Source organism: Bacteroides sp. MSK.20.82 (assembly GCF_019052485.1).
Taxonomy (GTDB): domain Bacteria; phylum Bacteroidota; class Bacteroidia; order Bacteroidales; family Bacteroidaceae; genus Bacteroides; species Bacteroides thetaiotaomicron.
In genome coordinates, this window is record NZ_JAHQUN010000021.1 from 31,653 (window position 1) to 44,382 (window position 12,730).

Below are 12,730 nucleotides of genomic sequence, written 5' to 3' on the forward strand. Positions count from 1 at the left end.
ACTCATTAAAATTAAGCTAAACTATACTATTGAAAAGGTCGTTGTGGATTTCACAGCGGCCTTTTTTCTACAACAAAAAAACTAAGCTTTCTATTGTATTTCAAAGGCATAAATTGTATTTTTGCAATAGCCGAAAATCAAAACAGACAATTATGACACTTCAACAAAAAAATAAAGAATGGCGCATTTTCTTTGTTGCCTTCTTCCTTTTGCTCTCTTTCATCAGTAACGCGGCTACCCCGGAAGAATTGGAAGAGGAGATACTTTTCGTGACGTCCTATAATTCCGATACTAAATATACCTACGATAATATCAACACGTTCGTAGAAACGTACCGCCAACTGGGTGGCAAGTATTCCACCATCGTAGAAAACATGAATGTTACCGACCTCAATCAATCCAGAAAATGGAAAAAAAGACTTACCAACATTCTGGACAAACATCCGAACGCCAAGCTGGTCATCCTGCTGGGTGGCGAAGCGTGGAGCAGTTTCCTGCACCTTGAAGACGAGAAGTACAGACAACTGCCCGTATTTTGCGCTATGGCATCGCGCAACGGCATCCGTATTCCGGAAGACTCTATTGATATACAGACCTACGAACCTCAGAGCATCGACTTAACGGAAAGAATGAATAAATACAATATAATATACTGTAACACATATGAATATGATATCGACAAGGACATAGAAATGATGCGAAGCTTTTATCCGGATATGAAACATTTAGTGTTCATCTCGGACAACACCTACAACGGACTTGCCGAACAAGCGTGGGTGAAAAAGAATATGAAACGCTATCCGGAAATATCGACGACCTATATTGACGGCCGTATCCACACCCTTGATGCTGCCGTCAAACAACTACGCGATATCCCCCAAAATTCGGTTGCACTACTGGGTATCTGGAGAATTGACAATCGGGGCATAACGTATATGAACAACTCTGTATATGCTTTCTCCAAAGCGAATCCAGAGTTGCCTGTTTTCAGCCTGACTGCTACTGCCATCGGTTATTGGGCAATCGGAGGGTATATCCCCCAGTACGACGGAATAGGGAGAAGCATGGGAGAACAGGCTTATCAATTTCTGGACAAGGGGAAAAACAATGTCAGCCACATTCATTTGTTGCCCAACAGATACAAATTTGATGCCAACAAACTGCATGAATGGGGATTTCAGGACAAGAAACTACCTTTCAATTCACTTATCATCAACCAACAGGTGCCTTTCTTTCAGGCATATCGGACGGAAGTGCAATTCATCCTGTTTACCTTCCTTGTACTGATAGGCGGACTGTTTATCTCACTGTATTATTATTACCGGACAAAAATCTTAAAGAATCACCTTGAGAAGACTACAGCCCAACTAAGGGAAGATAAAAAGAAACTGGAATTATCGGAAATTGCACTACGTCATGCCAAAGAGCGTGCCGAAGAAGCCAATCAACTGAAAAGTGCCTTCGTATCAAATATGAGCCACGAAATACGGACACCGCTGAACGCCATTGTCGGCTTTTCCAGCCTGCTGATCGATACCGTGGAAACAACGGACGAGCAGAAGGAATATGCGGATATCATCCAGACTAATTCCGAATTGTTATTGCAACTGATCAGTGATGTACTGGATGTATCACGCTTGGAATCAGGCAAACTGCTGTTCAAGTATGAATGGTGCGAACTGGTAAATCATTGCCAGAACATGATCACACTGACCAGAAAGAACCGGACAAGAGATATAGATGTCAGGCTTCAGATGCCGAAAGAGCCTTATATGCTCTATACCGATCCGCTACGTTTGCAGCAGGTGATCATCAACTTACTGAACAATGCCCTGAAGTTTACTCCCGACGGCGGAAGTATCACGCTGGATTATGAAATAGACGAAGAAGACCAGTGTATGCTGTTCTCTGTGACCGATACAGGCGCGGGCATCCCCGAAGACAAGCAGGAACTGGTATTCCAGCGTTTTGAGAAGCTCAACGAATTTGTGCAGGGAACAGGCTTGGGACTGGCAATCTGCAAACTGACCATACAACGCATGGGAGGCGATATCTGGATTGACAAGAATTATAAGAACGGAGCACGGTTTGTCTTTTCTCATCCTATCAAAAAACGGGAATCGGAAGAAAAATGAAAAAAAACCGGATAATTTGATGAATCTTTGTTTCTTTTTCGCTTACTTTGCTCCCGTAAAGACAAAGGGGTGCCCCAAAGAGGGGCTGAGATTATACCCTAGGAACCTGAGGCAGTTAGCACTGACGTAGGGATTGTGTTTCTTTCTTATCGCCTTTCTATATAAGCACGCTCTTTGTATTTACTTTCAACTTATTAATACTGATAGGACAATGAAAGTACAAGTTAACAACAAAGAGGTGGAAATGACTCCTGCTTCTACCCTTACACAACTGGCTGCCCAACTGGAACTTCCGGCACAAGGCATCGCTATTGCCGTAAACAACAAAATGATTCCACGTTCCGAATGGGAGAAATTCGCGTTACAGGAGAATGATAACCTCGTGGTCATCAAAGCGGCTTGTGGAGGGTAAAAGTATGGTCAGTCTACAATTTATCACCCACCAGACCGATCGGTATACTTATTTCGAATCGGCACTCATGGCACTTGAAGGAGGATGTAAATGGATTCAGCTACGCATGAAGGAAGCTCCGTATGAAGAGGTGGAAGCTGTTGCCCTCCAACTAAAGCCTCTCTGCAAAGAAAAAGAAGCGATCTTACTTCTGGATGATCACGTCGAACTTGCCAAAAAGCTGGAAGTGGACGGAGTGCATCTGGGCAAAAAAGACATGCCGATAGATCAGGCACGACAATTACTTGGAGAAGCATTTATTATCGGAGGTACGGCAAATACATTCGAAGATGTCGTACAGCACTACCGTGCCGGAGCGGATTACCTCGGCATCGGTCCTTTCCGGTTTACCACTACAAAGAAAAACCTGAGTCCTGTTCTGGGACTGGAAGGTTATGCCGCTATTTTATCTCAGATGAAAGAAGCGAATATCGAACTGCCGGTAGTAGCCATCGGAGGAATCACCTGTGAGGATATACCCGCCATACTCGAAACCGGAGTGAACGGAATAGCACTTTCCGGAACGATTCTTCGGGCGGAGGATCCGGCAGCGGAAACACGAAAGATTTTGAACATGAAATGTATAATCAAATAAAATAATTGAAAAGTGGAAAAGTTAGTAATTGCAGGCCGTGAGTTCGACTCCCGCCTTTTTCTGGGTACAGGAAAATTCAATTCCAATGAAGTAATGGAACAAGCCATTCTGACATCGGGCACTGAAATGGTAACCGTAGCAATGAAGCGCATCGACATGGATGACAAAGAAGACGACATGCTGAAACATATTATTCATCCGAATATCCAGTTGCTACCCAACACATCGGGAGTACGCGATGCGGAAGAAGCTGTTTTCGCCGCACAGATGGCACGTGAAGCTTTTGGTACCAACTGGCTGAAACTGGAAATCCATCCGGATCCGCGCTATCTGCTCCCCGACTCTATCGAAACCCTGAAGGCTACAGAACAGCTTGTCAAACTGGGCTTCATCGTATTACCCTATTGCCAGGCCGACCCTGTGCTCTGCAAACGACTGGAAGAAGCCGGTGCCGCTACCGTAATGCCGCTGGGTGCTCCCATCGGAACTAACAAAGGACTGCAAACCAAAGAATTCCTGCAGATTATTATCGAACAGGCCGGTATCCCCGTTGTCGTAGATGCCGGAATCGGTGCACCGAGCCACGCTGCCGAAGCAATGGAACTGGGAGCTTCTGCCGTACTGGTAAATACCGCCATCGCCGTAGCAGGCAATCCGGTAGAAATGGCGTTGGCCTTCAAAGCCGCCACCGAAGCCGGAAGACGGGCATACGAAGCAGGACTGGGTCTGCAGGCTGATAACTTTATAGCAGAAGCAAGTTCACCTTTAACTGCATTTTTGGAATAAGTAATAGGTGATAAGTAATAGGTAATAAGTAGGGAGTAGTGTTTGTTTCACTATTCTTAATAATACGATAATAAAATTCTATGGAACAAAAAATAAAATTTTCCCGTTCTCAGAAAGTGTATCTGCCGGGTAAACTCTATCCGAACATCCGTGTAGCCATGCGGAAAGTTGAACAAGTGCCCAGTGTCAGCTTCGAAGGAGAAGAAAAGATAGCTACTCCGAATCCGGAAGTATACGTATATGACACCAGCGGTCCGTTCAGTGACCCGTCAATGAGCATTGATCTCAAGAAAGGACTTCCCCGCTTACGTGAAGAATGGATTGTGGGACGCGGTGACGTAGAGCAACTCCCCGAAATCACTTCGGAATACGGACAAATGAGACGTGATGACAAAAGTCTGGATCATCTCCGCTTTGAACACATTGCCCTTCCCTATCGTGCCAAAAAGGGAGAAGCCATCACTCAGATAGCATACGCCAAACGAGGAATCATCACTCCGGAAATGGAATATGTGGCGATCCGCGAAAATATGAACTGTGAGGAACTGGGAATCGAGACTCACATTACTCCCGAATTTGTCCGTAAAGAAATAGCAGAAGGACGTGCAGTGCTGCCTGCCAACATCAATCATCCGGAAGCCGAACCGATGATTATCGGCCGTAACTTCCTAGTGAAAATCAATACGAATATCGGAAACTCCGCCACCACTTCCAGCATTGACGAGGAAGTGGAAAAGGCTTTATGGAGCTGCAAATGGGGAGGTGATACGCTGATGGACCTTTCAACAGGAGAAAATATTCATGAGACACGTGAATGGATCATCCGCAACTGCCCTGTACCGGTAGGCACTGTACCTATCTATCAGGCACTTGAGAAAGTGAATGGTGTAGTGGAAGACCTTAACTGGGAAATCTATCGGGACACACTGATCGAACAATGCGAACAGGGAGTAGATTATTTTACGATTCATGCAGGTATCCGCCGTCATAATGTTCATCTTGCCGATAAACGTCTGTGCGGCATTGTCAGCCGTGGAGGAAGCATCATGAGCAAATGGTGTCTGGTGCACGATCAGGAAAGTTTCCTGTATGAACACTTTGACGATATCTGTGATATTCTGGCTCAATACGACGTTGCCGTATCATTGGGAGACGGACTGCGTCCGGGCTCTATCCATGATGCCAACGACGAAGCACAGTTTGCAGAACTGGACACGATGGGAGAACTGGTACTTCGTGCATGGGAAAAGAACGTGCAGGCATTCATCGAAGGTCCGGGACACGTACCGATGCATAAAATCAAGGAGAACATGGAACGTCAGATTGAGAAATGCCATGATGCGCCATTTTATACACTCGGCCCTTTAGTGACGGATATCGCTCCTGGCTACGATCACATTACCTCTGCTATCGGAGCTGCTCAAATCGGCTGGTTAGGTACGGCGATGCTTTGTTATGTCACTCCGAAAGAGCATCTTGCCCTGCCGGACAAAGAAGACGTACGTGTGGGGGTTATCACTTATAAGATTGCCGCTCATGCTGCCGACCTTGCCAAAGGGCATCCGGGAGCACAGGTACGCGACAATGCCTTGAGCAAGGCCCGTTACGAATTCCGCTGGAAAGATCAGTTCGACTTGTCTCTCGATCCGGAACGGGCACAGGGATATTTCCGCGCGGGACATCACATTGACGGAGAATACTGCACGATGTGCGGACCTAATTTCTGCGCCATGAGATTATCCCGTGATCTGAAGAAAAATGCCAAGAGTGATAAATAATGAATTGTGATTATACCAAAACCAAATCACAACCTCATTTCTTTTTAATTTTCAACTTTCAATTAATTAAAATGTTCTCAGACGAATTAGAAAAAATATCCTGGGAAGAGACGACAAAAGCCATCTATTCCAAGACAGATGCCGATGTGCGCCGTGCATTAGGCAAAAAAGAGCATCTGGATGTCAATGATTTTATGGCATTGATCTCACCTGCCGCCACTCCCTATCTGGAAGTGATGGCCCGTCTCAGCCAGAAATATACGATGGAGCGGTTCGGCAAAACAATCTCTATGTTTGTGCCGCTCTATATCACCAATTCATGCACCAACTCCTGCGTCTATTGCGGTTTCCATATCAGTAATCCGATGAAAAGAACGATTCTGACGGAGGAGGAAATCATCAACGAATACAAAGCAATCAAACGGCTGGCTCCTTTTGAGAATCTTTTACTCGTGACAGGTGAAAATCCGGCAGCAGCAGGTGTACCTTACATCGCCCGTGCTCTCGATCTGGCAAAACCTTATTTCAGTAACCTTCAGATTGAAGTGATGCCCCTCAAAGCGGAAGAATACAAAGAACTCACCCATCACGGGCTGAACGGAGTCATCTGCTTTCAGGAAACTTATAATAAGGCGAACTATAAAAAGTATCACCCGCGAGGCATGAAGTCCAAATTCGAATGGCGTGTCGATGGATTCGATCGTATGGGACAGGCGGGTGTCCATAAGATCGGCATGGGTGTCCTGATCGGTCTGGAGGAATGGCGGACAGATGTGACAATGATGGCTTACCACCTCCGCTACCTGCAGAAACACTACTGGAAGACCAAATACAGCGTCAACTTCCCCCGTATGCGTCCATCCGAAAACGATGGCTTCCAACCCAATGTTATCATGAACGACCGGGAACTTGCACAGCTTACTTTCGCCATGCGAATCTTCGATCATGATGTAGATATCTCCTATTCTACCCGTGAAAGCGCCGAGATACGAAATCACATGGCAACACTGGGCGTGACAACCATGAGTGCCGAAAGCAAGACAGAACCGGGCGGATATTACAGCTACCCGCAAACACTGGAGCAGTTCCATGTGAGTGACGAACGGAAAGCGGTAGAAGTGGAACGTGACCTGAGGAAATTAGGACGTGAACCGGTCTGGAAGGATTGGGACCAGTCTTTTGACTTTAAAAGATAAAACGATGCGATACGACAGGCAAATGATCCTTCCCGAAATCGGAGAAGACGGTCAGCAGAAACTGAAGCAAGCAAAGGTTCTTATTGTAGGCGTGGGAGGGCTAGGCTCTCCCATAGCCCTCTATCTGACCGGAGCAGGAGTAGGCTGCATTGGACTGGTAGATGACGATGTAGTCAGCATCAGTAATCTGCAACGGCAAGTGCTCTATTCGGAGAAAGAATTAGGTAAACCCAAGGCAATATGTGCCGCCGAACGACTTTCCGCACTAAACAGCGAGATAACTATCCGGACTTATCCAATCCGTTTAACGGAGGAAAACGCACAGGAAATTATCAGTCAGTATGATATAGTAGTAGACGGCTGCGACAACTTTTCTACCCGCTATCTTATCAATGACATCTGTGCCGAAATGGGGAAAGTGTATGTCTATGGAGCAATCTGCGGCTTTGAAGGTCAGGTATCCGTTTTTCATTACGGAGAAGAGAAAAAAAGTTATCGGGACTTATATCCGGACGAAGAAGAAATGAGGCGAATGCCTCCGCCTCCCAAAGGTGTAATGGGCATTACTCCTGCGGTAACAGGAAGCATCGAAGCAACGGAAGTGCTGAAGATTATCTGTGGATTTGGCGAAGTATTATCAGGTAAACTATGGACTATTGACTTGCGCACATTGCAATCTAACAAATTTTCACTATAAACGTTGGTTTCTGAAATAGTTAATTAGTAACTTTGCTAAACTTTACAACTTTACACAGGAAATGAAACTAATTGTAGTTACCACGCCCACGTTCTTCGTTGAAGAAGATAAGATCATTACCGCTCTTTTCGAGGAGGGACTGGATATTCTACATCTCAGAAAACCTGAGACACCGGCCATGTATTCCGAACGATTACTGACGCTGATTCCGGAAAAATATCATCGCCGCATTGTGACACACGAACATTTTTATCTGAAAGAAGAGTTCAATCTGATGGGTATCCACCTGAATGCACGCAATCCGAGCGAACCGCATGACTATGCCGGACACGTCAGTTGTTCCTGCCATTCCGTAGAAGAGGTGAAGAACAGAAAGCATTTCTATGATTACATTTTCATGAGTCCCATTTACGATAGTATTTCGAAGGTTAATTACTATTCTACTTATACGGCAGAAGAACTTCGTGAGGCACAGAAAGCTAAGATCATTGACTCAAAAGTAATGGCACTTGGAGGTATTAATGAAGATAATCTACTAGAAATAAAAGATTTCGGATTTGGAGGGGCTGTTGTACTGGGGGATCTCTGGAATAAATTTGATGCCTGTCTGGATCAGAATTATCTGGCTGTGATCGAGCATTTCAAAAAGTTAAAGAAATTGGCGGACTAAGAAATATCGATTCGAATATTATATACAATCATAAATAAAGAAACCGCTGTAAGTAATCTTTTACAGCGGTTTACTTTTTAGTAATTTTCTTATCAGAATTTATATCCTAATACAATAGAAAAGTTTGTATTTTTAGGATTACCTATTTTTTCTACATCTACTAAACCAAATTGACCATCCAATCCTACAATAACCTTACCTAATTCCAAAGCTACTCCAACACCAAGACCGGCATCAAAACGTTTTAAAGCATCATCACCAAATGTATCATACTTACGTTCCGTATCATTCCCCAAATCAATTTTGGTTTTACCAGCAATACCACATGCCAAATAAGGACCAGCATTAACCACAATATTTGTATTATCCGCAACATTAAAACGAGCAGCAGCCATAACTGGTAATTCCAAATACATTGCATTTATGCTATTACCATCCTTTTTTGCTCCTTTAGTCGACAAAAACAATGATGGCTGTAATGACCAAGTATTATCAAAAGCATATTCAAAACCACCTCCAAGTTTAAAGCCAATCTTTGCATTCAAATCAGCATCACCTGTATAATTACTAATGTTCATTCCTACCTTAGCATTCCAACCTGTAATCTGTGAAAAGCCAGCAACTGAAATCAGCGCAAATAAAATAAATAAAGCACTCTTTTTCATAATTCTAAAGTTTTAATTAATACTATAGTTAAATCATCTGTTTAATTAACAATGCAAATATATGATTGATATATATATCAAACAACTTTTTCGTTAACAAACGTGTAAAATATAGAGATTACACACAAAGAAAGGGAATTCCCTATTTCAGAGAATCCCCTTTCCTATTTTTTATTATCTACTACCCGATTAGAAATTGTAGTGGAAACCAATAGACAAATCTTCGCTAGTCAACATCAGACCGAAAGAATCTCCGGAAGTGTTCACATTCTTACGATATCCCAAGAAACCATACTTGGCGATAAAAGAGAAATGATCGTTCAGTTTAACAGCGATACCCGGTCTCAAACCGATCTGACCTGCTTTAGTGGTATCACCATCTTTGATTTTCACGAAACCAATAGCAGCAGTTCCGTCCAGGAACAGACGTACAGCATCATTCTGATAGTAAGACCAACGGATGTACGGAGCAACAGTAACTGAATTTGCAGTCACTTGTTTCACATATTCGTGTGAATAGTTCAGTTCAGCACCCAATGCCCATGTTTCATTAAAATTGTAGCCGATTTCCGGAGCAACTTTAAAAGAAGTAGTGTTGCCTGTGCTGTTACGCCATACGTTCAATGATCCGCCTACGTAAATGTCCTGTGCTTTTACAGCGATAGTTGCTAACATTACAACTACCAATAATAAACCCTTTTTCATCTTCTTTCTTTTTAAGTTATAAAATAAAAACATGTTTTGTTTTCGGGGGCAAAATTAAGCTACTTCTTCATCTTAAACAAATATTTAGTTAGTTTTTTATAATAATCACCAAACAAATCATTATTAATGGCTGATTATCAGGGCTGAACAAATACAATTAAAAATAACATCATCCAACAAAAAAGGCTGTAATCATTCTCTCACGAGACGATTACAGCCCAATTATCAGAAAGTTAACTTTCTAACCAGTTTATCTTTCTATCCTTCAATTGCTGCCTGCGCCGCTGCTAATCTTGCGATAGGTACCCGGAACGGAGAGCAACTAACGTAATTCAAACCTACTCTATGGCAGAACTTCACTGAAGACGGTTCACCACCATGTTCGCCACAGATACCGCATTTCAAATCCGGACGGATAGCACGGCCCTTTTCTGTAGCCATACGTACCAACTGACCTACACCATTCTGATCGAGCACCTGGAACGGGTCTACTTTCAGAATCTTCTTTTCCAGATAAACCGGAAGGAAGGAAGCGATATCGTCACGAGAATATCCGAAGGTCATCTGAGTCAAGTCATTCGTTCCGAATGAGAAGAATTCAGCAGATGAAGCAATACGGTCAGCAGTCAGAGCTGCACGAGGAATTTCAATCATAGTACCTACTTTGAAATCAATGCTGTCGCCCACTTCTTCAAACAACTTGGCAGCCTCTTCACGAATCACCTTCTCTTGTTCCTTGAATTCATATAAAATACCGGTCAACGGAACCATGATTTCAGGATGTGTCTCTACTCCTTCTTTCTTCAGTTCAAGAGCAGCACCCAAGATAGCACGTGTCTGCATCTGAGTTATTTCAGGATATGTATTTCCCAAACGGCAACCGCGGTGACCCAACATCGGATTGTGTTCACACAGCGATTCTACACGTTGCTGGATATATTGCAGGCTTACACCCATCGTATCAGCCATTTCCTGCTGTCCCTTCGTATCATGAGGAACAAACTCATGCAAAGGAGGATCGAGCAGACGAACTGTCACCGGACAACCGGCCATTGCTTTAAAAATACCCTTAAAGTCGGCTTGCTGATACGGAAGAATCTTAGCGAGTGCTTTACGACGTCCTTCTGCATTTTCTGCCAGAATCATTTCACGCATTGCCTTGATCTTTTCACCTTCGAAGAACATATGTTCCGTACGGCAAAGACCGATACCTACTGCACCAAAGTTGCGTGCTACTTCCGCATCGTGAGGAGTATCCGCATTGGTACGTACTTGCAGACGGGTATATTTATCCGAGAGTTTCATCAAATCGGCAAAGTCTCCGGAAAGTTCGGCAGCCTGAGTTTCTACCTTACCATTATATACTTCGCCTGTACTACCGTTCAAAGAAATATAATCGCCTTCTTTCAAAACAATGCCGTCAATTTCTACTGTACGAGTCTTATAGTCGATATTCAATGCTCCTGCACCGGATACACAACATTTACCCATACCACGAGCTACCACAGCAGCATGAGAAGTCATACCACCACGAGCTGTCAGGATACCCTCTGCAACTGCCATACCGGCCAAGTCTTCCGGAGAAGTCTCGATACGTACCATTACCACTTTCTTTCCGGCAGCATGCCATTCGGCGGCATCATCAGCGAAGAAGACAATCTGACCGGTTGCAGCGCCCGGAGAAGCCGGAAGACCGCGAGTCAGTACTTTCGCCTGTTTCAAAGCAGATTTATCGAATACCGGGTGAAGAAGTTCATCCAGTTTGTTAGGTTCTACACGCATCAAAGCAGTCTTTTCATCAATCATGCCCTGACGGAGCAAGTCCATTGCGATTTTCACCATAGCCGCACCGGTACGTTTACCGTTACGAGTCTGCAGGAACCATAACTTACCTTCCTGTACGGTGAACTCCATGTCTTGCATATCTTTATAGTGGTTCTCCAATTTAGTCTGCAATGCATCCAGTTCCTTATAGATTTCCGGCATAGCTTCTTCCATTGAAGGGAATTTCGCAGCACGAATATCTTCAGTCACACCTGCCAGTACAGCCCAGCGCTGAGAACCAACCTTCGTAATCTGTTGCGGAGTACGGATACCGGCTACCACATCTTCACCTTGTGCGTTGATCAGGTATTCACCGTTGAAAAGGTCTTCACCTGTACCGGCATCACGAGAGAAGCAAACACCCGTTGCAGAAGTGTCACCCATATTACCGAATACCATAGCCTGTACGTTTACAGCTGTTCCCCATTCATCAGGGATACTTTCCATCTTACGATAAAGGATAGCACGTTCGTTCATCCATGAATCAAATACGGCACAGATAGCTCCCCAAAGTTGTTCGTAAGCACAAGTCGGGAAATCTTTTCCAGTCTGTTCTTTCACAGCGGCCTTGAATTTCTTCACAAGTTCTTGCAGGTCTGCTACTTCCAGCTCGTTATCAAGCTTCACTCCTTTTGATTCTTTTACTTCTTCAATGATTGCTTCGAACGGATCGATATCTTCCTTGTTCGTCGGCTTCATGCCCAGAACAACGTCACCGTACATCTGTACAAAACGACGATAAGAGTCCCAAGCAAAACGGGCATTACCAGTCTTGCGGATAATACCTTCCACCACCTCGTCATTCAGACCCAGGTTCAGAATAGTATCCATCATACCCGGCATAGACGCACGGGCACCTGAACGTACAGAAACCAACAATGGATTTTCGATGTCACCGAATTTAGATTTCATCAATTCTTCTACACGGGCAATGGCCTTTACTACTTCATCTTTCAGCAACTCAACCACTTTATCACGTCCCAACGTATTATACTCCGTACAAACTTCTGTAGTTATTGTGAATCCGGGAGGAACGGGAATTCCAATTAAATTCATCTCGGCAAGATTGGCACCTTTACCACCTAACAAATTCTTCATGTCGGCCTTTCCTTCTGCCTGACCATTTCCAAAGGTATAAACTCTTTTTTTATCCATAATATTGTGTTTAAAGTTACATTATGATTTTTTTCTGTTCGCAAATCTAAGTATATTTCGCAAACCAGAAAAC

At 44.0% G+C, this 12,730-nt stretch carries 11 protein-coding genes and 1 riboswitch; of the genes, 8 read left to right on the plus strand and 3 right to left on the minus strand.

Annotated elements, in window-relative coordinates:
- The first annotated feature begins 152 nt into the window (after window positions 1–152).
- The 8 genes from KTR07_RS16745 to KTR07_RS16780 all read left to right on the plus strand — a co-directional run bounded on the left by KTR07_RS16745 (window position 153) and on the right by KTR07_RS16780 (window position 8,308).
- On the plus strand, window positions 153–2,135 hold the full coding sequence (locus KTR07_RS16745) for a HAMP domain-containing sensor histidine kinase (RefSeq protein ID WP_149192785.1): 1,983 nt from the start codon (window positions 153–155) through the stop codon (window positions 2,133–2,135).
- Between the two features lie 55 nt (window positions 2,136–2,190).
- Window positions 2,191–2,285: riboswitch (TPP riboswitch) on the plus strand.
- Between the two features lie 61 nt (window positions 2,286–2,346).
- Window positions 2,347–2,547 (plus strand): sulfur carrier protein ThiS, encoded by a 201-nt coding sequence (gene thiS, locus KTR07_RS16750; protein ID WP_016267381.1) that lies wholly within the window; start codon window positions 2,347–2,349, stop codon window positions 2,545–2,547.
- A gap of 4 nt (window positions 2,548–2,551) precedes the next feature.
- Window positions 2,552–3,181: a thiamine phosphate synthase gene (locus KTR07_RS16755; protein ID WP_022470236.1), complete on the plus strand. Its 630-nt coding sequence runs from the start codon at window positions 2,552–2,554 to the stop codon at window positions 3,179–3,181.
- A gap of 12 nt (window positions 3,182–3,193) precedes the next feature.
- Entirely contained in the window at window positions 3,194–3,967 is a 774-nt protein-coding gene (locus KTR07_RS16760; RefSeq protein ID WP_008765535.1) for a thiazole synthase, read from the plus strand.
- Between the two features lie 80 nt (window positions 3,968–4,047).
- Window positions 4,048–5,745 carry a phosphomethylpyrimidine synthase ThiC gene (gene thiC / locus KTR07_RS16765; protein ID WP_055229807.1) on the plus strand — a complete coding sequence of 566 codons (1,698 nt, stop codon included), beginning with the start codon at window positions 4,048–4,050 and terminating at the stop codon, window positions 5,743–5,745.
- A gap of 71 nt (window positions 5,746–5,816) precedes the next feature.
- Window positions 5,817–6,941 (plus strand): 2-iminoacetate synthase ThiH, encoded by a 1,125-nt coding sequence (thiH, locus tag KTR07_RS16770; RefSeq protein ID WP_008761323.1) that lies wholly within the window; start codon window positions 5,817–5,819, stop codon window positions 6,939–6,941.
- 4 nt (window positions 6,942–6,945) lie between these two features.
- Window positions 6,946–7,638 carry a HesA/MoeB/ThiF family protein gene (locus KTR07_RS16775; protein WP_022470238.1) on the plus strand — a complete coding sequence of 231 codons (693 nt, stop codon included), beginning with the start codon at window positions 6,946–6,948 and terminating at the stop codon, window positions 7,636–7,638.
- Window positions 7,639–7,699: 61 nt separating this feature from the next.
- Window positions 7,700–8,308, plus strand: coding sequence for a thiamine phosphate synthase (locus KTR07_RS16780; RefSeq protein ID WP_008765530.1), 609 nt, complete (start codon window positions 7,700–7,702; stop codon window positions 8,306–8,308).
- Window positions 8,309–8,400: 92 nt separating this feature from the next.
- Here the strand turns inward: KTR07_RS16780 and KTR07_RS16785 are convergent, their stop codons facing one another.
- From KTR07_RS16785 to ppdK, 3 genes are all read right to left on the minus strand, one after another.
- Window positions 8,401–8,973, minus strand: coding sequence for a porin family protein (locus tag KTR07_RS16785; protein WP_008765529.1), 573 nt, complete (start codon window positions 8,971–8,973; stop codon window positions 8,401–8,403).
- A 189-nt stretch (window positions 8,974–9,162) separates the two neighbouring features.
- Entirely contained in the window at window positions 9,163–9,678 is a 516-nt protein-coding gene (locus tag KTR07_RS16790; RefSeq protein ID WP_008761320.1) for an outer membrane beta-barrel protein, read from the minus strand.
- A gap of 258 nt (window positions 9,679–9,936) precedes the next feature.
- Window positions 9,937–12,657, minus strand: coding sequence for a pyruvate, phosphate dikinase (gene ppdK, locus KTR07_RS16795; RefSeq protein WP_113748455.1), 2,721 nt, complete (start codon window positions 12,655–12,657; stop codon window positions 9,937–9,939).
- Window positions 12,658–12,730: the final 73 nt, after the last annotated feature.

Coding starts and splice junctions, on each gene's coding strand:
- thiS (WP_016267381.1), top strand. CDS start 2,347: ATGAAAGTACAAGTTAACAACAAAGAGGTGGAAATGACTCCTGCTTCT.
- KTR07_RS16790 (WP_008761320.1), bottom strand. CDS start 9,678: ATGAAAAAGGGTTTATTATTGGTAGTTGTAATGTTAGCAACTATCGCT.
- thiC (WP_055229807.1), top strand. CDS start 4,048: ATGGAACAAAAAATAAAATTTTCCCGTTCTCAGAAAGTGTATCTGCCG.
- KTR07_RS16745 (WP_149192785.1), top strand. CDS start 153: ATGACACTTCAACAAAAAAATAAAGAATGGCGCATTTTCTTTGTTGCC.
- KTR07_RS16780 (WP_008765530.1), top strand. CDS start 7,700: ATGAAACTAATTGTAGTTACCACGCCCACGTTCTTCGTTGAAGAAGAT.
- KTR07_RS16755 (WP_022470236.1), top strand. CDS start 2,552: ATGGTCAGTCTACAATTTATCACCCACCAGACCGATCGGTATACTTAT.
- thiH (WP_008761323.1), top strand. CDS start 5,817: ATGTTCTCAGACGAATTAGAAAAAATATCCTGGGAAGAGACGACAAAA.
- ppdK (WP_113748455.1), bottom strand. CDS start 12,657: ATGGATAAAAAAAGAGTTTATACCTTTGGAAATGGTCAGGCAGAAGGA.
- KTR07_RS16775 (WP_022470238.1), top strand. CDS start 6,946: ATGCGATACGACAGGCAAATGATCCTTCCCGAAATCGGAGAAGACGGT.
- KTR07_RS16785 (WP_008765529.1), bottom strand. CDS start 8,973: ATGAAAAAGAGTGCTTTATTTATTTTATTTGCGCTGATTTCAGTTGCT.